The sequence below is a fragment of the Parabacteroides sp. HGS0025 genome (genome assembly GCF_000969845.1).
Classification (GTDB): Bacteria; Bacteroidota; Bacteroidia; order Bacteroidales; family Tannerellaceae; genus Parabacteroides; species Parabacteroides gordonii.
In genome coordinates, this window is the sequence record NZ_KQ033905.1 from 1 (window position 1) to 21,786 (window position 21,786).

Sequence of the window (21,786 nt, forward strand, 5' to 3'; positions counted from 1 at the left end):
CCAGATAGCTGGCATTGGTCAGCCAACGTGAAGAAGCAGCACTGGCTGCTGTATAGTTATTCTGCAAGCGGGGAACATTTGTTACATCACCTGGATTTTGCCAACGATCCCGTATATCTGTAGACCAATGTGTGCCGAACGATCCGGGGTGCATTAAACCAGCGTAATTAGAATCGTACATCTTTCCTCCGATCTGATAACTGAAGAATATAGACAAGTCGAAACCTTTATAACTAAAGCTGTTGGTAAAACCACCATACAAATCAGGAATAGCATCCCCCATATAATAATAGCTGGCAGCATTCTGGTCTTTAGTCGTTTCACGACCGGTTACATTGCCGTTCTCATCCTCGATATCTTTGTAATACAGTGCACTACCGTCTTGCGTATCGACACCGGCATATTCCCGTAGCCAGAAATCATAAATAGAGTGTCCTTCGGAAAGTTTCTTTGTACCGTTAATGATCTCCTGTGGTTTACCGTCAGAATCTTTCGGCATCTTTGTGATCTTATTTTTAAAGAATGTTGCATTCAGGTCGAGGCTCCACCGAAAATCTGATTTTTTGAAAATATCGAAACCTAATGTAAGTTCCAATCCTGTATTACGCATTGTTCCGATATTTTGCCACATATATTCAATGCCGGTAGATTGTGGTCTTGGAGCTTTGAAGAGCAAATTGCTGGATACACGGTTGAATACGTCTACTTCACCACGGAAGAAGTCGAATAAAGCCAGTTCTACACCAACATTCAGGTTTGAGTTCTTTTCCCATTCCAGGTCTTTGTTCAAAAGCTGGCTATGAACAGCGCCATTCAGGTTTCCGTTATTTTTGTCATCGAACGAATACAGGCTTTGCCATCCGAAATAGATCGGATCTCCCCACTCATCCAGGATATTGTCGTTACCCTGCTGTCCGTAAGACGCTTTCAATTTCAGATTGTCTATCCATTTGTAGTCTTTGATGAAATCTTCCTCGCTCAAGCGCCAGGATGCACCTAGCGACCAGAATGTGCCCCAACGGGAGTCTTTATAGAATCGTGATGTTCCGTCGTAACGGAATGAACCGGACAAATAGTATTTATTTGCGTAGTCATAATTTGCCTGAAACAGATAACCTTCCAAGCTGTATTCGTTCGTATAAGAAGTAGATCCTTCGGCTACGGAACCGGCAACGATCTCTGTTGTCGGAATGGTGAATCCTGTACGGGTAGCCTCCAGATAACGATATGTGTACATATAGTTTTCGTGTCCTCCCAGTAATGCCAGACTGTGGTCACCAAACGACTTGTTCCAGGTTAAGATCTGATTGAATGTATATGAATTCTTTTTGATATAATTTTTAGTGGAACGTCCGGATACACCTTCCGCATCACCATACATGTTGTTCTGATAGGTGGTTTTATAATCGTTACTGATATCCGTGTTGCCTGAAATTTTCAATGTGAAATCTTTCAGGAATTTAATTTCAGCAGATACACGTGCTGAAATCATATTACGCTCTGTTGAACGGTCGTCGAGTGGCAATGTGACCATTAAGTTAGAATTAGGAGCATATTGGCGGGTATGGCCGGCCCAGGCGTAAGGAGAACTTCCGCCCCCCATATCATACATCACATCACCATTGCTGTCGCGTACGATTTGTCCGTTACCGTCATATTGGTAAATCGGATAGATGGGGGCCATCATGCGTCCGTAATAGAATGGGTTGGTAGTGTAAGTCCCTTCCGCCAAAAAACCGCTTTGATTGGAAGTGGCTCCGGATAAGCCTGCATCAACTTTCAACCATGAATTAATCTGGCTCGTTAAACCGACACGTCCGGTGAAACGTTCGAAATCCGACCATTTAACCATTCCCTCTTCATTCGTATACGAGGCGGAAGCAAAAAATGTCGAGTTCTGTGTCCCTCCATTTACAGAAACGTTGTACTCCTGGCGCAAAGCTGTACGTGCGAGCTCTTTATTCCAGTCGTCGTTATACAACAGACGGGCATTGGGATTCAGTTTCCCATCTGTTCCTATCAACTGGTCATTCGCCACATTGTAGCTGTTGTAGCCACCCAACTTACCGATGATACCATTTTTATCACCTCCACTGGCTGTTGCTGCAGCTTGTTCAGGTGTGTAACCATTGTTGTTCACCAATGCATTACGCCAGCCTTCCCACATTAATTCATAGTATTCACCTGTACTTACGCGATTATATTCGGGAATAGCACGTGAAACGACACCTAAATTAACTTTTGCGTTCAATTGAACTTTACCGGATGTACCTTTTTTAGTTGTGATCATTATCACACCATTTGCACCACGGGCTCCATACAAAGCAGCCGAAGTTGCATCTTTCAGAACGGTAATGCTGGCAATATCTTCCGTGTTGATTGTACTGATATCACCATCAAAAGGTGCACCGTCCACTACATACAACGGATCGTTCGATGCATTTACAGAGCCTACGCCACGGATCTGGATTTTTGCATTATCGCCAGGCATACCGGTACTTCCTGTTACCTGAATACCAGGGGCAGCTCCTTCCAGTGCTTTCGTTAATGACGCTGCCTGGAGATTTTCCAGCTTATCCGTTTTGATATTTGCTGCAGAACCTGTAAATGACGACTTTTTGGCCGTCCCGTAAGCAACTACCATTACTTCATCCAATTCGGTTGAAGCTGTATTCAATACAACATGCATAATGTTTTGAACGGGGACTTCCTTTCCTACCATCCCCACATAAGAAAACATCAATGTTTTGGTTGTATTAGGCACTTCTAAAGAGAAAGCCCCATTGTGATCCGATACTGTACCGATAGTGGTACCTTTTACTATTACAGAAGCACCAATAATGGGTTCATTGTCTTCTGCCGAAATAATAGTACCTGTTACTTGCCTCATCTGAGCAATTACCATACTTATCCCCATAAATAGGAATAGCATTGCTAAAGTTAACTTTTTCATCATAGACATCTTTTTTTATTAATAAAGAATATATTCACCAGAGTCTTTGAAGAACTACGTCAATTATTTTATGTGTAATATATCTTTTTTGCTTTGTGTTTAATTGTTTCGTGGATTCTCATTTGTTCTGAAAAATGAAATTCATATATCTAGTATGTTGTCTATTTGATTTGCTTTTGATGAAATATGTATCTTTATGAAATATGGACGGGTTGGTCTTTTTCAAAAATATCTGCAAATTCAATCAATATATATTCCTTGTTAGAATTTTATTTTTCATAATAATGCTTTTTTGTGTGAATATATATTGCAATTATGATATTTTTGTTTAAATTGCGACAGTTTTAATTTTGTAGTAAAAAATCTCTATGAAAAGCAGCGATTATTATCGTCAATCTTTTAAATTTAAGTCGGTTGGTACTTTAGAGCTACACTAAATATCAAGTTTATTCAGTGAGATTATTACGAAAACAGTATTTTACAGAAAACAATTATTAGTACAATAACAAATTAGCAGAGTTCTTCAAAGACTCTGTATGTAATTCAATGGAAGGTCTAATAACTTCCTTGGCGTCAGTTACTTTTCATCAACAACAATAACAGTTGTATTATATATTATTGAAAGCAGGAGATTAATAGTACATATGTTAATCCTTTTTAATAGATCTATCAGCATTGCATGGTGTCGATTTTTTTATATTGTGTCCAGGTTTCTTTATAAGGATAATTGTTGTTTATCAGTATATTACGCTGTATGGTTTATGTGGTTTTCTGTTACGGTTTTGAATTTTCAAATCTATGCTAAGGTAGAAAGTAAGTATCATGCCTTTACTAAGGTAAATCAATCGTCAAATTCTAGTCCTGTTTTTCATATGGCCATTGAAAACAAGTTTCTGTGTGAGTTTCACTCTTTTATGGTGTCATAATTTGTTGGTTCTAAAGAATAAATGATTAGGTAAGAATAATTATCATAAGATAATGGTATGATATATAGTAAATAATCCATTTGTAAGGAGGGAAAAGATACGGCTTTGACATCCGGTAAAGAAAGGACTGCTGGAGAAAGATTTTGTAACTAAGGAAGGCGCGTATTATATGGTTTATGATCGTTTCTTTACTTTGTGGCTGAAACGAAACTTTTAGAAGAGAACAGCAGTTTTTCTTAGTGTTATAATCAATGTCATCATGAAACAACTAAATAAAAGAGCCTGGAGTGTTCATTATCACTCCAGGCTCCTTTGTTTTATTTAAACAAACTTACTTATTATACTTGCTCCAGTCTACATTGTGCATATCGCCGCTTGTTGCCAGTTCTTCGTGGAATGCGAAGCAACATTTCAGGTTCTGCGGAGTATGGCCTTTTACGCCCATTGCCAGATATTCTCTCAGCAACGGCTGGTAATCCGGATGAACACAATTGTCGATGATGCAGTTGGCACGTTCGATCGGAGATTTTCCGCGCAGGTCGGCTACACCATATTCAGAGATGATGATCTTTACAGAGTGTTCGCTATGATCCAGGTGAGATACCATTGGAACGAAAGCACTGATCTTTCCGTCTTTTGCTGTAGAAGGAGTTGTGAAGATCGACAACATCGCAGAACGGGTAAAGTCGCCCGAACCACCGATACCGTTCATCATTCTTGTTCCTGATACGTGTGTAGAGTTGATGTTACCGAAGATGTCGGCTTCCAAAGCAGTGTTGATAGCGATCAGTCCTAAACGGCGGGCAACTTCCGGGTTGTTGGAAATTTCCTGCGGACGAAGAAGGATCTTATCTTTGAAGAAGTCCAGGTTACCGTAAATTTCACGGATCACTTCATTACTTACAGATAATGAACAACCGCTGGCGAATTTCACGCGACCTTCTTTCATCAGGCTGATAACTGCATCCTGAATAACTTCCGTATATACATTGAATGCAGGAATTTCTTTATTTGCACCCATGCAACCCAAAACAGCGTTGGCTACATTACCTACACCGCTTTGCAGGGGAACGAATTCTTTCGGCAGACGACCTGCTTTGATTTCACTTACCAGGAAGTCGGCAACATTCTTACCGATAGCCATCGTTACGTCATCCAGCGGAGAGAACTTACCGCCTTCATTCGGTTCTTCAGTCTTTACGATACCGACGATTTTAGCCGGATCTACTTTAATATAAGGAGTACCGATACGGTCGGACGGAGTATATACAGGGATTTCGCGACGGTAAGGAGGATCGGCAGGCTCGTAGATATCGTGCATACCGCGGATTTCTTTCGGATGTCTGCTATTCAACTCGATGATGATGCGGTCGGCCATACGGCAAACGGTAGGAACGATACCCACACCACTGGTAGGGATGATTTCACCGTCTTCGGTTACATCGGCAGCTTCAACGATCGCTACATCGATCTTTCCCAGAAAACCATAACGCAAGTCCTGTGCCAACTCAGACAGGTGCATATCGAAATACTGTGCTCCGTGAGCATTCAGCAATGCGCGCAGATCTTTGTTGGATTGATACGGCGTACGGAATTTAATAGCATTGGCGCGAGCTAGTTCGCCATCCAGTTTATCACCGGTGGAAGCTCCCGTAAACATACCGATCTGAAAAGGATTACCTTTTTCGTGTTCTTCCATCGCTTTTTTAGCAATGGCACCCGGAACAACCTTCGGGCATCCGGCTGGTGTAAAACCACTGAATCCAACGTTGTCGTTGTGATGAACGAACGAAGCAGCTTCTTCAGCTGTAATGAATTTTAAAGCCATGATATTATACTGTTTTATATTAGATAAATACTTATTGGTCAGCTAAACGGCTGCAAAGGTATTAAAAAAGAATGTAGATTAATACTTGCGGTTAAGTATTTCTGAGTAAATAACAGCTTTTCTTAACTCTTCGGCGTTGTTGAACTCAATATCCTCTAAAAGAGAGTGTTCATCTTCGGTCGGGAAATTCATTGGCCGGGACGAACTTATTTTTGATTGACGGATTTCCTGCTCGGCTGTCAGGAAAGGATTAGGATGTTGTATCTCTTTTTTATTTTTTTTCTTGTCGGGAAGCGTTTTCGTTATGCTTTTGGGTTTGGGGCGTTCGGTGGTAACCTCTTCGAGAATTTCCCAAAAGCCTTTGCCAGAGGGAGTCTGCTCCTCTTGTGTTGAATCGTATTCGGGTTGTCCCAACACCTGAGTCGGACGTTTTTTCTTGTTCTTAGAACTGAATAAACCGCTCAATGCTGCAACTACCAGGAAAACAATATATATCCAATCACCCAGGTTATCCATAACTTTGATTATTTTTGCACTCCAAATGTACGAAGAATTATTGAATAGTGAAAGAGGAAAGAATTATAAAGGGTATAAAAGTAAATAAGGGTAACTTCACAGCCACCCTTATTCGATTTAACCAAAACCTTAACTATGAAAAAATTTACGTTTTTCGTATGCAAATATAATTGTCGAATTTGAACTGTGCAAGCCTTTGGCGGTTTATTTTTATAGAATACGTGTATTTAAATTTTATTAACGGTAACAAAATGACGAATCAGGAAAGTGGCGCAGACTTAAAATCTGCTGCCGGAAATGAGGAGAAGAAATTGTTCATCGAGACTTACGGATGTCAGATGAATGTAGCGGACAGTGAAGTGGTGGCTTCCATTATGAAGATGGATGGATATGCCATGACCGACAAGATCGAAGAGGCGGATGCTGTCTTTGTAAATACCTGCTCGGTACGCGATAACGCGGAGCAGAAAATTTACGGACGGCTTCAGTATTTCCAATCGTTGAAACGGAAAAAAAAGTCACTGATCGTGGGCGTACTGGGATGTATGGCCGAACGGGTGAAGGAGGAGTTGATCAACGTGCATCACGCCGATCTGGTAGTTGGGCCTGATTCCTATATGGATCTGCCTAACCTGGTGGGAGCAGTCGAGCATGGAGAAAAAGCAATCAACGTGGAGTTGTCTACGCAGGAGACTTATAAGGATGTGATCCCCTTGAAGCTGGGAGGTGTGCATATCTCCGGTTTCGTGTCGATCATGCGCGGGTGCAATAATTTTTGTACCTATTGTATCGTTCCTTATACGCGTGGTCGCGAACGCAGCCGCGATGTGGAAAGTATCCTGAATGAGATACGGGACATGCGTGATCAAGGGTATAAGGAAGTGACCCTGCTGGGGCAGAATGTAAACTCGTATGCTTTTGAAAAGGAGGGGGAAACGGTTACTTTCCCGATGTTGTTGGAGCGTGTCGCACTGGAAGCTCCGGATATGCGCATCCGTTTTGTAACCTCTCACCCGAAAGATATGAGTGACGATACACTCCGTGTGATCGCTGCACATAATAATATATGTAAGTATATCCATCTTCCGGCACAATCAGGCAGTTCGAAAATATTGAAAGTAATGAACCGTAAATATACCCGCGAGTGGTATCTGGATCGTATTGCCGCTATCCGCCGTATCGTTCCTGAAGCATCTATCGCTACCGACCTGTTTTGTGGTTTCCATTCCGAAACGGAAGAAGACTATCAGGAAACGCTTTCATTGATGCGTGAAGTGAAATATGATGCCGCTTTCCTTTTCAAATATTCTGAACGTCCGGGCACTTACGCAGCCAAGCATCTTCCCGATACAGTTGAGGAAGAAGAAAAAGTACGTCGTTTGCAGGGAATGATCGATCTGCAGAACCAGTTATCCGAAGAGAGTAACCTGCGGGATGTCGGTAAAGAGTTTGAAGTGCTGGTGGAGGGCTTTTCCAAACGTTCTCGCGAGCAGTTATTCGGGCGCACCAGCCAGAACAAAGTCGTTATCTTCGATAAGAAGAATTATAAAGTCGGTCAGTTTGTAAAAGTACGGATCACCCGTGCTTCTTCCGCTACTTTATTTGGCGAAACGATAGAATGATTTGGGTGAATCGGCAGATCCTGATATAGTTAAATAATTGTAATCTGCTGACTGTCTCACAATTTATTCGTTCTTTTGCAGAAAAATTGGGAGGTATGTGCTCTGTACATATCTCCTCAATTTGTTGAATAATAATAAGGTTACGTCTGATGGCTGAAAATAATAAGGTTAGCTCGGTTTCTTTCTTTAATTCTCGTCTTACGTCTATTATCAGTATTGCTCTGGTGCTCTTTCTGCTGGGCTTGATTTTACTGATGGGGTTGCTGGGGAATAAGTTATCGGTCTATGTCAAGGAGAACATTTCATTTTCAATTGTATTAAAGGATAACCAGAAAGAGGCTGACATTAAGAAAATGCAGAAAAGCCTGGATGCGCTTCCCTTTATCAAATCTACCGAATATATATCTAAAGAACAAGCGGCAAAAGAACTGGAAGAAGAATTGGGAGAGAACCCTGAAACATTCCTGGGCTTTAATCCTCTGCAAGCCTCAATCGAAGTAAAACTGCATTCCGAATATGCAAACCCGGACAGTTTGCAGCACATCGAGAAAAAAATTAAAACATATACTTCTGTTTCCGACTTGCTATATCGTAAGGATATGATGCAGATGGTGAATGATAATATGAAACGTGTAAGTATTATATTGCTTACGCTGGCTGTTATGTTGATGGCCATATCATTTGTACTGATCAGTAATACGATCCGGTTATTGATCTATTCCAAACGTTTTTTGATCCATACCATGAAATTGGTAGGGGCTACTTCCGGTTTTATACGCCGGCCTTTTGTCCGTTATAATGTGGTAAGTGGTATTTTTGCCTCTATCCTTGCAATATTGATGCTGACCGGTTCGTTATATTATTTACAACACGAATTGGACGGCTTTATTCAATTATTGGATATGAAGGCTTTACTGGTGGTTTATGCGGCTGTATTCCTGTTGGGGATCTTGCTGTCGATTACGGCTACCATTTTTGCTGTAAACAAGTACCTCCGTATGGGTGTTGATAAGTTGTATTATATCTAAAATAAACAAAGAGAGATGGCTAAAAGAGATTTTGCATTCGGTAAAGAAAATTTTATCCTGATTGCAGCTGCGGTAGCAGTAATCATTATTGGTTTTGTGTTGATGAGTGGTGGTGGATCAGGCGATACAACCAGTTTTAATCCGGAAATATTCAGTACTCGTCGTATTGTTGTTGCACCGGTGGTAACTGTGATCGGTTTCGGTCTGATGATTGTAGGAATCCTGAAGAACAGTAAAGGCAAAGAAGTAGCTGAATGAGTTGGTTAGAAGCCTTAGTGCTGGGAATCGTACAGGGACTGACAGAGTATCTTCCTGTAAGCAGCAGCGGTCATCTGGCAATCGGATCGGCTCTGTTTGGTATTGAAGGAGAAGAGAATCTGGCATTTACGATCGTAGTCCATGTGGCTACGGTGTTTAGTACATTAGTTATACTCTGGAAAGAGATCGAATGGATATTCCGCGGGTTGTTCAAATTTGAGATGAATAGCGAAACACGTTATGCGATCAATATCCTGATCTCGATGATACCGATCGGTATTGTCGGAGTGTTTTTTAAAGATACGGTCGAAGCTATTTTTGGCTCGGGATTGCTTATTGTCGGTTGTATGTTGCTGGTGACGGCGGCGTTGCTGGCATTCTCTTATTATGCAAAACCCCGTCAGAAAGAGAATATTTCGATGAAAGATGCCTTTATTATCGGTTTGTCACAGGCTTGTGCGGTCTTACCCGGACTTTCACGTTCAGGAACAACGATTGCTACCGGTTTGTTATTGGGTAATAATAAGGCGAAACTGGCTCAGTTCTCCTTCCTGATGGTGATCCCTCCGATTTTGGGAGAAGCCTTGCTGGATATACTGAAGTTGGTGAAGGGCGAAGATATTGCCGGAGATATTCCGACACTTTCGCTGGTCGTTGGTTTTGTAGCTGCTTTCCTTTCCGGTTGTCTGGCTTGTAAGTGGATGATCAATATTGTGAAAAAAGGAAAGTTGATCTACTTTGCTATTTATTGTGCAATAGCCGGTTTGGTTACTATTGCATGTACATTGATGAAGTAATATAGAATGGATTTTATAGCAGGAGAGGTTTTATATTTTAACAAGCCGCTGACGTGGACTTCGTTTGATCTGGTAAACAAGTTCCGGTATAAGTTGTCGCGGAAACTAAAAGTAAAAAAGATAAAGGTCGGACATGCAGGGACGCTTGATCCGTTGGCTACCGGGGTAATGATCGTTTGTACCGGCAAGGCAACAAAAAGGATCGATGAGTTCCAGTATCAGACTAAAGAATACGTTGCTACGCTGAAACTGGGTGAAACGACGCCTTCTTTCGATCTGGAGAAGGAAGTGGATGCTGTATATCCGACAGAACATATAACCCGGGAGATGGTGGAAGAGGTGCTGAACTCGTTTGTAGGTACTATTCAGCAGATCCCCCCGGTTTTTTCTGCTTGTAAAGTCGATGGGAAGCGTGCTTATGAACTGGCGCGTAAGGGTGAAGAAGTGGAGTTGAAGTCGAAGACACTGGTGATCGACGAAATGGAGTTGCTGGAATATAACCTGCCGATCATTAAGATCCGCGTGGTATGTAGTAAAGGTACTTATATCCGTGCATTGGCCCGTGATATCGGTGTAGCCTTACATTCGGGAGCTCATCTGATCGGGTTGGAACGTACCCGGATCGGAGATATAACATTGGATAAATGCATGAATCCGGAAGATATCGATGCTTTTCTGGAGGAAGCGGTGGGGGACTGTCCGGCTGGTGAAGTTGAAGCAGTATCCTCTGACAAATGATAAAAATGAAAGAAAATAAATAAAGTAACATTATGAAGCTATCTAAATTCAAATTTAATTTACCGGAGGATTTGATCGCTCTTCATCCTGCAAAGAACAGAGATGAGTCCCGCATGATGGTTGTTAATCGTAACACCGGAGAAATTGAGCACAAAGTATTTAAAGACCTGTTGGACTATTTTGGAGAAAAAGATGTGTTCATCTTCAATAACACAAAGGTATTCCCTGCCCGTTTATACGGTAACAAGGAAAAGACCGGTGCACGTATTGAAGTGTTTTTGCTGCGTGAACTGAATGAAGACTTGCGTCTTTGGGATGTACTGGTTGATCCGGCCCGTAAGATCCGTATCGGTAACAAGCTTTATTTCGGAGAAGATGACTCGATGGTTGCTGAAGTAATTGACAATACTACTTCACGTGGCCGTACATTGCGTTTCCTGTATGACGGAAACCATGACGAGTTTAAAAAAGCATTATATGCATTGGGTGAAACCCCGCTGCCTAAATATATCGACCGTCCGGTTGAACCGGATGACGAAGATCGTTATCAGAACATATTTGCTACGGAAGAAGGTGCTGTTGTTGCTCCTGCTGCCGGTCTGCACTTCAGCCGCGAGCTGATGAAACGTCTGGAAATTAAGGATTGTCGCTTCGCTTTCCTGACAGTTCATTCCGGACTGGGTAATTTCCGTGAAATCGACGTGGAAGACCTGACCAAGCATAAGATGGATTCGGAACAGATGATCGTAAACGGGGATGTTGTTGATATCGTAAACAAAGGTAAAGACGACGGACGTCAGATCTGCGCCGTGGGTACTTCTGTGATGCGTGCTATTGAAACGGCAGTAAGTACGGACGGACACCTGAAAGAATTCGAAGGATGGACGAATAAGTTCATTTTCCCGCCGTATGATTTCAGTGTGGCAACCAGTATGATCACAAACTTCCATATGCCTTTGTCTACTCTTCTGATGATGACAGCTTCATTCGGCGGTTATGATCTGATCATGGATGCTTACGAAGTGGCATTGAAGGAAAAGTACCGTTTCGGTGCTTACGGTGACGCTATGCTGATCTTATAAAAACGTAGATTATGGCTATTGCATACCTTGCTTTAGGTACGAATATAGGAAATAAAAGACGGAATATGATAACAGCCGCAGCGCTGTTAGCCGAAAGGGTGGGAGACGTTCTCGCCCTTTCCGGTTTTTACGAAACGGAGCCTTGGGGATTTCAGTCTGACAATACATTCCTGAATGCAGCCTTGCAGCTGGAAACAGGTTTGCCGCCGTTGGAATTACTGAAGGCAACCCAAGAGATCGAATTGGAGATGGGACGTACGCAGAAGAGCAACGGGGCATATCACGACCGTATTATCGATATCGATATTTTGCTGTATGACGATCTTATTTTACAGACTCCTGAGCTGACCTTACCGCATCCGTTGATGCATGAGCGTCAGTTTGTAATGGAACCGCTGGCTGAGATTGCTCCGAATGTGATCCATCCGGTATTCAAAAAGCCTGTGGTCTCTCTCATGTAAGCACAACATTTTGTGCTTTCCTGCTGTTTTTAAACATCAAATAAAGATAAAACAATGAACGATATAGAAAAAATCCTGACAGGTGGTGGTATGGTCTTCAAGAAAAAGGCCAGTGATGAAAATGCCGGAGAAAAGAAAATCAAATACTCTGATTTTCTGAAAGGTACTCACAAATCAGGCTCTGCCAAAATGAAGGCTGAGTATAAGTACAAAAAGGCACTTCGTAACACAAAGAAGAAAAAATAATTTTCAATTTTCAATTTTGAATTGTCAATAAATTCTTATCTTTGCAACCGAATTGATGTGGATAGATTTGTATTGCTTGCAACCACAGGAAAAAATGCTAAAAACAAGATACTTTTCTTAGCCGTTCGGCATACATGATCCTTCCGTTATCAATTCGTTATTAATAATCAATTGTCAGTATCAGGTTCCGGTTTATAGTTTTTATAACTGTCACTTGTCACCTGTCAACTAATTTAAAAGTAATGAGTTATTTATTCACCTCCGAATCGGTGTCCGAAGGGCACCCCGATAAAGTAGCCGATCAGATATCGGATGCTTTGCTGGATGAGTTTCTTGCTTACGACAAGAACTCGAAAGTTGCTTGCGAAACCCTTGTTACAACCGGACAGGTTGTCTTGGCTGGAGAAGTTAAATCAAGTGCTTATGTAGATGTGCAGGACGTAGCACGCAGCGTGATCGAAAAGATTGGTTACACAAAGAGTGAATACCAGTTTGAAGCGAAATCATGCGGTGTGTTCTCTTCTATCCACGAACAGAGTGGCGACATTAACCGTGGTGTTGAACGCGAAGACCCTTATAACCAGGGTGCCGGCGACCAGGGTATGATGTTTGGCTATGCTACAAATGAAACTGAAAATTACATGCCTCTGGCTCTGGATCTTTCACATAGTTTGTTGTGGGAACTGGCTGGAATTCGTAAGAATGAAAATGACCTGATGCCTTATCTCCGTCCGGATGCAAAGAGCCAGGTTACTATTGAATACGATGATAATGGTAAACCGTTACGCATCGATACGATCGTTGTATCTACCCAGCATGACGAATTTATCGGCCCGAAGGGCATCAGCCAGGAAGAGGCTGATATCGCCATGCAGAAAAAGATTGCAGCTGATGTAAAGAATATCCTCGTACCTCGTGTGAAAGCACAGTATCCGGCTCATGTACAGGCATTGTTTAACGATGATATCATTTATCATGTAAATCCGACCGGAAAGTTCGTGATCGGTGGCCCTCATGGCGATACCGGTCTGACTGGCCGTAAGATCATTGTAGATACTTATGGTGGTAAGGGTGCACACGGTGGTGGTGCTTTCTCCGGTAAAGACCCCTCGAAAGTAGACCGTTCAGCCGCTTATGCAGCTCGTCATATTGCAAAGAACCTGGTAGCTGCCGGTGTTGCAGATGAAATGCTGGTACAGGTTTCTTATGCGATCGGCGTAGCTAAACCGATGAACATCTTTGTAAACACATTCGGTCGTTCGAATGTGAAGATGACGGATGGCGAGATCGCAGAAAAGATCTGGGATATTTTCGATATGCGTCCGAAAGCGATCGAAGAACGTTTGAAGTTACGTAACCCGATCTATCTGGAAACAGCCTCTTACGGACACATGGGACGTAAGCCGGAAGTGGTAACAAAAACATTTACCTCTCGTTATAACCCGAAACCAACCATCTGCGAAGTTGAGTTGTTTACCTGGGAAAAACTGGATTATGTAGATAAAGTGAAAGAAGCATTCGGCATCTGATATCCGGAATAAGTATAGGAAGGCGATTATTGCATATTGTTGCGATAATCGCTTTTTTTGTCTAATAACCAAGAAATTACTTTTTTATGGAGGCTTATTTACTTATATTTTCATATATTTGGCTCCTAAGTAATCCCTAAATCTAAATCTTATGCGTAGAATTGTTCAGCTTTTTTCTTTGGCTGTAGTTATTTTACTGGCTGCAGCATGTAAGGAGACTTCCCCGTTTAAGTACGAGACAGTCCCTAATGACCCCATGAAAGCACGTATCTATACGCTGGATAACGGCTTGAAAGTGTATTTGACCGTAAACAAAGAGACTCCGCGTATTCAGACTTATATTGCAGTAAGGGTTGGCGGGAAGAATGACCCGGCTGAAACGACCGGGTTGGCACATTACTTTGAACATTTGATGTTTAAAGGTACGCAGAAGTTCGGTACTCAGAATTATGAGATGGAAAAACCGATGCTGGATCAAATCGAGCAGCTGTTTGAAGTCTACCGGAAGACTACGGATGAAGGGGAACGGAAAGCTATTTATCATCAGATAGACAGTATTTCTTATGAAGCGTCGAAATATGCCATTCCGAACGAATATGATAAACTGATGTCGGCCATCGGGGCAAACGGGACAAATGCGTATACGGGCTTCGATATGACTGTCTATACCGAAGACATACCTTCGAACCAGATCGATAACTGGGCTAAAATACAGGCAGACCGTTTTGAGAATAATGTGATACGTGGTTTCCATACCGAACTGGAAACTGTTTACGAAGAAAAGAATATGTCTCTGACGAGTGATGGACGTAAGGTGTATGAAGCTGTTCTGAACGCCCTTTTCCCTGATCATCCTTACGGGACACAGACCGTTTTGGGAACGCAGGAGAACCTGAAGAACCCTTCTATCATTAATATAAAAAATTATCATAAGACCTGGTATGTACCTAATAATATGGCAATTTGTATGTCCGGTGATTTTGATCCCGACCAGACTATTGCCATAATCAATAAATATTTCAACCATTTACAGCCGAATCCGAATCTGCCGGAATTGCCGGTGACACATGAATCTCCCGTCAAGGCTCCGGTTGTAAAGGAAGTACTAGGGCTGGATGCTGAAAATGTGACACTAGGCTGGCGTTTTCCCGGAGCAGCATCTCCGGAACAAGATTTGTTGAATCTGACGGGAGAGATTGTTCAGAACGGAAAGGCAGGCCTGATGGATATCGACTTGGTACAACAGCAGAAAGTGCTCAGTTGCTATGCCGGTACGTATGGTATGGCTGATTATAACGCATTTGTGATGAGTGGCCGTCCGAAACAAGGACAGACCCTTGACGATGTGAAGGATCTTTTCCTGGCTGAGATCGATAAATTGAAAAAAGGGGACTTTGATGAAGGGCTGTTGGAAGCTGCCATCAACAATTATAAACTGATGCAGATGTATCGTCTGGATAATAATTACAGTCGTGCCGATATGTTTGTCTCTTCATTTATTAATGGTGTGGACTGGAAAGATGAGGTTGCTCAGTTGGATAGGATGAGCAAGATCACCAAACCCCAGATCGTTGAATTTGCGAATAAATATTTCGGTGACAACTATGCCCTTATTTATAAACGGGAAGGCAAAGACCCGAATGAAAAGAAAATAGATAAACCGAAGATCACTCCGATCGTAATGAATCGCGACAGCTCAAGTGTCTTCCTGAAAGAGATCCAGGCTTCAAATGTGACCCCTATCGAACCAGTATTCCTGGATTATGATAAAGACCTGCAGAAACTGACCGCTAAATCCGGTATTCCCGTTCTTTACAAGCAAAATACAACGAACGATATATTCTCGTTAATGTATGTATTTGACATGGGGAATGATAATGATAAGGCAATGGGTACAGCCTTTGAATACATGAAATATCTCGGAACATCAAAGAAAAGCCTGAAGGAGATAAATGAAGAATTCTATCGTTTGGCATGTTATTTCAGTGTATTCCCCGGTTCCGATCGCACTTATGTGATGTTGGAGGGTTTACAGGAAAAGATGCCGCAGGCAATGGCTTTGTTTGAAGAACTACTGGCGGATGCCCAGGTTAATAAGGATACATACGCAAATCTGACAGATGATATCTTGAAGAAAAGAGCTGATGCAAAATTGAATCAGGGACAGAATTTCAATAAACTGATTCAATATGCTATTTGGGGGCCTAACTCTTCTGCTACTCATGTGCTGACAACTGCCGAGTTGCAACAGATGGATCCGCAGGAACTCGTAGACCGTATCCGTAAGATAAACTCATACGAACATACTATCATGTATTATGGCCCGGAGAAAACACAGGCATTGCTGGATATTATTGAGAAATACCACAATGTTCCTGCAACGTTGAATCCGGTTCCGGCAGCCGCAGACTTTAAGCAACAGGAAACAGCCGGAAATAAAGTCTTACTGGCGCAATACGATGCCAAACAGATCTATTTCTCTGCTGTCTCTAACCGGGGTGAGAAATTTGATCCGGCTATCCAGCCTACGTTGAATATGTATAATGAGTATTTTGGAGGAGGAATGAATGCTATTGTATTCCAGGAAATGCGTGAAGCACGCGGTCTGGCTTATTCCGCCGGGGCGTTCCTTATTACCCCTTCCAAATTAAAATATCCGTATGTATATCGTACGTTCATCGCGACTCAAAATGACAAGATGATTGATGCTATGAAAGCTTTTGATGATATAATCAATAATATGCCTGAATCGGAAAAAGCTTTCGAGCTGGCTAAGGATGCGTTGATCACGCGTTTGCGTACGGATCGTATCACAAAATCGAATGTGTTATGGTCGTATATGAATGCACAGGATATGGGACTGAACGTAGATAGCCGTAAAGAGCTTTACGAAAAGGCACCATCCATGACTTTGGACGAGATTAAAGCTTTCCAGGAAAAATGGGTGAAAGGTCGTAAGTATACCTATTGCGTGCTTGGTGACGAAAAAGATCTGGATCTGAAAGCCCTTTCCGAGTATGGGCCGATCACTAAACTAAGTAAAGAGGAACTGTTCGGGTACTAAATAAAAAAGCTCCGGTCGACCGACCGGAGTTTTTTTTTATCCTTCTTCCTGTTGCATCTCCACCTCCTTAACCTTTCGGAACAGGTCGGATGCAAAGATAAAGTCATTCAGTGCTTTATTGTTAGAAGTAATGACCTGGTCTTTTGTCCCCTGCCATTCTTTGACACCTTCCTTGATGAAGATGATATTTTCTCCGATATTCATCACCGAGTTCATATCGTGGGTGTTAATGACGGTCGTCATCTTATATTCAGTCGTAATATCGTGGATCAGGTCGTCTATCAACAAAGAAGTCTTTGGGTCGAGGCCTGAGTTCGGCTCATCACAAAAGAGATATTTCGGATTTAATGAAATGGCACGGGCGATAGCTGCACGTTTCATCATACCACCACTGATCTCGGACGGATACAAATGCTCGGCTTCCGAAAGGTTTACACGCTCCAGGCAGAACATCGCTCTCTTTTCCCTTTCTTTAAAAGAGTCTTTAGAAAACATATTAAGGGGGAACATTACGTTTTCAAGAACCGTCATGCTGTCGAACAGGGCCGAACCCTGAAACAACATACCCATTTCCCGGCGGAGCATATTAAGCTCTAATTTCCCCATTGAAGTCAAATCGCGGCCGTCATACAGGATCTCACCTGAATCCGGTTTCATCAGCCCGATAATATTTTTGATCAAAACCGTCTTACCGGAACCGCTTCGTCCGATGATAAGATTGGTTTTACCCGTTTCGAAGACAGCACTGATATTATTCAGTACGGTACGACCTTCAAATGATTTCGTTATATTTTTTACTTCTATCATTTCTTACGTAAGCATTAAATGGGTCATTATTACGTCTGCCAGCAGGATCATGATACTGCTCATTACTACAGCGTTTGTACTGGCTTTACCAACTTCAAGCGCACCTCCTTTTACATAGTAACCGAAATAAGCGGCTATCGATGAGATAATGAAGGCATAAACCACTGATTTTATAATAGAATACCAAATATAGAATTCATTGAAATAGAACTGCAATCCGTATTCGAAAGAAGCGGGGGTCATTCCCGTTCCCGTCGAGTGGCTGGCTGCAATACCCCCCAGCATACCGGTGAACATACTGAATACAACCAATACCGGAATAAAGATCATCAGCCCGGCAATTTTCGGCATGATCAGGAAATTAGCCGAATTTACCCCCATGATTTCCATCGCATCGATTTGTTCCGTTACGCGCATGGTACCGATCTCGGAAGCAATATTACTTCCCACCTTACCGGCCAGGATCAAACACATGATAGAAGATGAAAACTCAAGCAGGATAATCTCACGGGTCGTATATCCGATTGTAAATTTAGGGATCAACGGAGAACTGATATTCAGCGATATCTGAATAGCGATGACCGTACCTATAAAGACTGAAATGATTATTACGATCCAGAGGGAATCGACTCCCAGTTTATAGATCTCTTTTATCAATTGTTTGAAGAACATGCTCCATCTGTCAGGTATTGATATGGATTTCCCCATCAACATGACATATTCTCCCATTCTATGTAATGCTTTATTCATCATTTTTTGAAGTACTTATCTGTTCCAGTCTGCAAATATAACTGAAATATGTCAACAACTGTTCACGCTTTATGATTTTATAGCTTAATCGAATGCGTATGAAAATCCTATTTTTATGTCAGATACCTTGTACTTTCATCCATGCTCGCCTGTATCGGGTAGGAGAGGATGAAGCTGTTGGACTGGAAATATTTATTCAGATATCCCGGAATACGGGGCATTACAGGGTCATACGACAAACCTTCCTTCCGGCTGAAGATCACCCACATGCTGTCGTCCGCTTTCACATCCCGGAAAACGATCAGAAAATCGTCCCAATCGCTGAAGTGGGTATAGGATATTTCTCCCGCCCTTTTGGCGAACAGCTTTTTGATAGCTTTTAAGGTGTTGTCGGAACCATAAAAGACCACTTTTGCGCCGGTGTTCTGCAATACATTCCATACCCGGTTCATGATCTGTATGAAACCGATCTCTTTCTCGGCCTGATCAGGGATGATGATCAGATGGCGTTTGATGGTTGAAAGCGGTTGTACCGGTTTGTAAATAAATGTCGTCACACTGCTGTGTTGCAGCACGTTCTCCACGATATTTCCCAGGAAGGCTGCCGGGATATCCTTCTCCTTATGTAGTCCGAGGACGAGGTCGGTTATTTCACGCTCCTTGACTACGCTGGTGATCGCATTGGAGATGCTCAGGTCGTACCGGAGCAGCCCTTTCAAACGTGTGTCTGTGGCGGCTGCCGTATCGACGGCCGTTTGCAGTACCCGCCTGGATGATTTCAGCGCTTTCTCGTCCGAGTTATTATGGTTGTCTATCACTTTAAGCGCATATAACCCGCTGGTATTGGTTTTCGATTTGATGGCCAGGCTGAGGTGTACTAGTTCTTCCACCGTTTCTTCATTGCTGACAGGGATCAGGATATGCTCGTCTTTCGCCTCATTGTCGTCTTTTTCTTCTTCCGACTCTTTCATGGCAATGTTGTGAGCTCCTTTCTGGGCGGAGAAAGAGGCAACCGCACAGGTCACCAGGATCATCAGGATCGTTCCGTTCAGGACACTTTCATTCAACAGGCGGATCGGTTCGCCGTCCGGTGTTGTTCCCAGTATGACATTATAACCGACCATCACTGCGGCCAGTGTGGCGGCTGCCTGTGCATTACTAAGTCCGAAAATAACGCTTCGCTGATCTACCGAGAGCCGGAACGTTTTTTGGGTCAGCCATGCGGCCGCATATTTGGCGGCTGTTGCCACAATGATCATCACTACTCCGACTTTAATCGTTTCAAAGCTGGTGAAAAAAGCCCGGTAATCGATCAGCATTCCGACACTCAGCAGGAAGAAGGGAATAAAGATGGCATTACCGACAAATTCCACGCGGTTCATCAACGGCGAACTTTGCGGGATCAGCCTGTTCAGTGCCAATCCTGCCAGGAAAGAGCCGATAATAGCTTCCATCCCCGCCAACTGTGCCAGGAAGGCTCCAAAGAAAACCATCGAGAGCACAAAAATATATTGTGAAATATTATCGTGTACCCTTTTAAAGAACCAGCGTCCGATAAAAGGAAATACAAGCAGTACGAACAAAGCGAAAACAACGACCGATATGCCTAGACGTATCCAGAAAGCATCATCCGCATTGCCTGTCGCCATGCCGACAATGATCGTCAGCACAAGCAAAGCCAGTGTATCCGTGATCATCGTTCCCCCGACGGTAATACTCACAGCATTATTCTTGCTGATCCCCAGTTTACTGATGATCGGGTAGGCGATCAGGGTATGTGAAGCGAACATACTGGCAAGCAATACAGATGTCTCCATACTGAATTTAAGTACCCACAATCCTACCGCTGTTCCCAATATCATAGGAATAAGGAACGTGTACATCCCGAAAACGAGACTTTTCCCGCTATTCTTCTTGAAATCTCCCATGTCGATTTCCAGTCCTGCCAGAAACATGATATAGAGCAATCCGGCTGTTCCTGATAAAATAATGCTGCTATCGCGTAAAACGAGATTAAACCCATTCGGCCCGATAATGGCTCCGGCAATGATCAAGCCAAGCAAATGAGGCACCCGAAGTTTATTCAATAGGAGTGGGGCTGCCAATATAATAAGCAGGATCAGTAAGAATTTCAATACCGGATCTGCCAGTGGCAGGGTGAAGTCTATGTTTGAGAGTAGGATCATATTTGTATTGTCGGATTTGTAATAATACAAATGTAACGAAACATTTTTGCAAAATTAAAAAGAATAGGGATGAATACGGTTAAATTTGAATTATTCAAATCGAATAATTCAAATGGAATAATTATATTTGCAGAAAAGACTATGTATATGGCAAAAGTGATAAATTTGGGTTCGACCCTCTTTCCGGTACGCCTACTTTTAATATAGAATTGGGGGATATAGATCGTCCCGAATATACACTGGACGAGATATTTCGTTATTTGGAAGCAGCGGATAAACCTTGTATCGTGGCAATCGACGAGTTTCAACAGATCGGTAAATATCCTGAAAAAAACATCGAAGCATTGTTGCGTACTCACATTCAGAAAATCCGGAACAGTCATTTTATTTTTGCAGGTAGCGAACGACATATGATGCAAGAGATGTTTCTGTCTGCTGCCCGTCCCTTTTATCATAGTGCGGATATACTTGAGTTGAATGCAATTGCTCCGGATGTATATATCCCTTTCATCATCGAACATTTCGTGAAATGTAACCGCAAAATCGATGTCGTGGATGTAGAACGGGTTTATACCTTGTTCAAAGGCCATACTTTCTATATTCAGAAGACTTTTAACGAAGCCTTCGCCGATACCCCGGCGGGGGAGACATGTACGCTGGAAACGATACGAACCGCTATCAACAACATGATCGCGGCAAACGATACCATTTTCCGTGAAATACTATCCAATATTCCGGAGAAGCAGAAAGAGTTACTCTACGCTATTGCAAAAGACGGCGAGGCGGAGCGTATTACATCTGCGCAGTTTATTAAACAACATAGCCTGACTTCTGCAAGTTCGGTACAGTCTGCGACAAAGAAACTACTTGAAAAAGATATAATAACGGAGATAAACAAAGTATTTTCCGTGACTGATAAACTATTTTCTATGTGGATAAATCAAATGTATGGGAATAAAGCTATTTTACCTTGAATCTGAAATTTCACGGCGGTT

General features: G+C 42.5%; 16 protein-coding genes and 1 pseudogene. 11 read left to right on the forward strand and 6 right to left on the reverse strand.

The window, feature by feature from the left end; translation table 11 throughout:
• From HMPREF1212_RS24020 to HMPREF1212_RS24030, 3 genes are all read right to left on the reverse strand, one after another.
• On the reverse strand, positions 1-2,956 hold a 2,956-nt coding region (locus tag HMPREF1212_RS24020), incomplete at its 3' end, for a SusC/RagA family TonB-linked outer membrane protein (RefSeq protein ID WP_046151473.1).
• Positions 2,957-4,210: 1,254 nt separating this feature from the next.
• Entirely contained in the window at positions 4,211-5,707 is a 1,497-nt protein-coding gene (locus HMPREF1212_RS24025; RefSeq protein WP_028730607.1) for an acetyl-CoA hydrolase/transferase family protein, read from the reverse strand.
• A gap of 78 nt (positions 5,708-5,785) precedes the next feature.
• A complete protein-coding gene (locus HMPREF1212_RS24030) occupies positions 5,786-6,223 on the reverse strand; it encodes a hypothetical protein (RefSeq protein WP_028730608.1) in 438 nt (145 codons plus the stop codon).
• Between the two features lie 251 nt (positions 6,224-6,474).
• Here HMPREF1212_RS24030 and miaB point away from each other — a divergent pair, with 251 nt between their 5' ends.
• The 10 genes from miaB to HMPREF1212_RS24080 all read left to right on the forward strand — a co-directional run bounded on the left by miaB (position 6,475) and on the right by HMPREF1212_RS24080 (position 17,048).
• Positions 6,475-7,845 (forward strand): tRNA (N6-isopentenyl adenosine(37)-C2)-methylthiotransferase MiaB, encoded by a 1,371-nt coding sequence (gene miaB, locus HMPREF1212_RS24035; RefSeq protein WP_046151474.1) that lies wholly within the window; start codon positions 6,475-6,477, stop codon positions 7,843-7,845.
• Positions 7,846-7,994: 149 nt separating this feature from the next.
• Positions 7,995-8,873 (forward strand): cell division protein FtsX, encoded by an 879-nt coding sequence (locus tag HMPREF1212_RS24040; RefSeq protein ID WP_028730610.1) that lies wholly within the window; start codon positions 7,995-7,997, stop codon positions 8,871-8,873.
• 15 nt (positions 8,874-8,888) lie between these two features.
• Positions 8,889-9,131 carry a DUF3098 domain-containing protein gene (locus HMPREF1212_RS24045; protein ID WP_028730611.1) on the forward strand — a complete coding sequence of 81 codons (243 nt, stop codon included), beginning with the start codon at positions 8,889-8,891 and terminating at the stop codon, positions 9,129-9,131.
• Positions 9,128-9,928: an undecaprenyl-diphosphate phosphatase gene (locus HMPREF1212_RS24050; RefSeq protein WP_028730612.1), complete on the forward strand. Its 801-nt coding sequence runs from the start codon at positions 9,128-9,130 to the stop codon at positions 9,926-9,928. Before HMPREF1212_RS24045 ends, HMPREF1212_RS24050 begins: the two co-directional genes overlap by 4 nt.
• A 6-nt stretch (positions 9,929-9,934) precedes the next feature.
• Positions 9,935-10,666, forward strand: coding sequence for a tRNA pseudouridine(55) synthase TruB (gene truB, locus HMPREF1212_RS24055; RefSeq protein ID WP_046151475.1), 732 nt, complete (start codon positions 9,935-9,937; stop codon positions 10,664-10,666).
• A gap of 32 nt (positions 10,667-10,698) precedes the next feature.
• Positions 10,699-11,748, forward strand: coding sequence for a tRNA preQ1(34) S-adenosylmethionine ribosyltransferase-isomerase QueA (gene queA, locus HMPREF1212_RS24060; protein ID WP_028730614.1), 1,050 nt, complete (start codon positions 10,699-10,701; stop codon positions 11,746-11,748).
• An 11-nt stretch (positions 11,749-11,759) separates the two neighbouring features.
• Positions 11,760-12,209, forward strand: coding sequence for a 2-amino-4-hydroxy-6-hydroxymethyldihydropteridine diphosphokinase (folK, locus tag HMPREF1212_RS24065; protein ID WP_028730615.1), 450 nt, complete (start codon positions 11,760-11,762; stop codon positions 12,207-12,209).
• Between the two features lie 54 nt (positions 12,210-12,263).
• Positions 12,264-12,455 carry a hypothetical protein gene (locus tag HMPREF1212_RS24070; RefSeq protein ID WP_028730616.1) on the forward strand — a complete coding sequence of 64 codons (192 nt, stop codon included), beginning with the start codon at positions 12,264-12,266 and terminating at the stop codon, positions 12,453-12,455.
• A gap of 242 nt (positions 12,456-12,697) precedes the next feature.
• Positions 12,698-13,984 (forward strand): methionine adenosyltransferase, encoded by a 1,287-nt coding sequence (gene metK, locus HMPREF1212_RS24075; protein ID WP_028730617.1) that lies wholly within the window; start codon positions 12,698-12,700, stop codon positions 13,982-13,984.
• Positions 13,985-14,135: 151 nt separating this feature from the next.
• Positions 14,136-17,048: a M16 family metallopeptidase gene (locus HMPREF1212_RS24080; protein WP_046151476.1), complete on the forward strand. Its 2,913-nt coding sequence runs from the start codon at positions 14,136-14,138 to the stop codon at positions 17,046-17,048.
• A gap of 36 nt (positions 17,049-17,084) precedes the next feature.
• Here HMPREF1212_RS24080 and HMPREF1212_RS24085 read toward each other — a convergent pair whose 3' ends face one another.
• The 3 genes from HMPREF1212_RS24085 to HMPREF1212_RS24095 form a co-directional block, all read right to left on the reverse strand.
• On the reverse strand, positions 17,085-17,855 hold the full coding sequence (locus HMPREF1212_RS24085) for an ABC transporter ATP-binding protein (RefSeq protein ID WP_028730619.1): 771 nt from the start codon (positions 17,853-17,855) through the stop codon (positions 17,085-17,087).
• A 3-nt stretch (positions 17,856-17,858) separates the two neighbouring features.
• Positions 17,859-18,605, reverse strand: a complete 747-nt coding sequence (locus tag HMPREF1212_RS24090; protein ID WP_028730620.1) for an MlaE family ABC transporter permease — start codon at positions 18,603-18,605, stop codon at positions 17,859-17,861.
• A gap of 113 nt (positions 18,606-18,718) precedes the next feature.
• On the reverse strand, positions 18,719-20,791 hold the full coding sequence (locus HMPREF1212_RS24095; protein WP_046151540.1) for a cation:proton antiporter: 2,073 nt from the start codon (positions 20,789-20,791) through the stop codon (positions 18,719-18,721).
• Positions 20,792-20,946: 155 nt separating this feature from the next.
• Here HMPREF1212_RS24095 and HMPREF1212_RS24100 point away from each other — a divergent pair.
• Positions 20,947-21,765 (forward strand): annotated as a pseudogene (locus HMPREF1212_RS24100) (ATP-binding protein); the annotation flags it as partial.
• Positions 21,766-21,786 lie beyond the last annotated feature (21 nt).

Bases quoted from the DNA above. Each gene is read 5' to 3' on its own strand.
- HMPREF1212_RS24025 (WP_028730607.1), bottom strand. From the start codon at position 5,707: ATGGCTTTAAAATTCATTACAGCTGAAGAAGCTGCTTCGTTCGTTCAT.
- HMPREF1212_RS24030 (WP_028730608.1), bottom strand. From the start codon at position 6,223: ATGGATAACCTGGGTGATTGGATATATATTGTTTTCCTGGTAGTTGCA.
- miaB (WP_046151474.1), top strand. From the start codon at position 6,475: ATGACGAATCAGGAAAGTGGCGCAGACTTAAAATCTGCTGCCGGAAAT.
- HMPREF1212_RS24040 (WP_028730610.1), top strand. From the start codon at position 7,995: ATGGCTGAAAATAATAAGGTTAGCTCGGTTTCTTTCTTTAATTCTCGT.
- HMPREF1212_RS24045 (WP_028730611.1), top strand. From the start codon at position 8,889: ATGGCTAAAAGAGATTTTGCATTCGGTAAAGAAAATTTTATCCTGATT.
- HMPREF1212_RS24050 (WP_028730612.1), top strand. From the start codon at position 9,128: ATGAGTTGGTTAGAAGCCTTAGTGCTGGGAATCGTACAGGGACTGACA.
- truB (WP_046151475.1), top strand. From the start codon at position 9,935: ATGGATTTTATAGCAGGAGAGGTTTTATATTTTAACAAGCCGCTGACG.
- queA (WP_028730614.1), top strand. From the start codon at position 10,699: ATGAAGCTATCTAAATTCAAATTTAATTTACCGGAGGATTTGATCGCT.
- folK (WP_028730615.1), top strand. From the start codon at position 11,760: ATGGCTATTGCATACCTTGCTTTAGGTACGAATATAGGAAATAAAAGA.
- HMPREF1212_RS24070 (WP_028730616.1), top strand. From the start codon at position 12,264: ATGAACGATATAGAAAAAATCCTGACAGGTGGTGGTATGGTCTTCAAG.
- metK (WP_028730617.1), top strand. From the start codon at position 12,698: ATGAGTTATTTATTCACCTCCGAATCGGTGTCCGAAGGGCACCCCGAT.
- HMPREF1212_RS24080 (WP_046151476.1), top strand. From the start codon at position 14,136: ATGCGTAGAATTGTTCAGCTTTTTTCTTTGGCTGTAGTTATTTTACTG.
- HMPREF1212_RS24085 (WP_028730619.1), bottom strand. From the start codon at position 17,855: ATGATAGAAGTAAAAAATATAACGAAATCATTTGAAGGTCGTACCGTA.
- HMPREF1212_RS24090 (WP_028730620.1), bottom strand. From the start codon at position 18,605: ATGAATAAAGCATTACATAGAATGGGAGAATATGTCATGTTGATGGGG.
- HMPREF1212_RS24095 (WP_046151540.1), bottom strand. From the start codon at position 20,791: ATGATCCTACTCTCAAACATAGACTTCACCCTGCCACTGGCAGATCCG.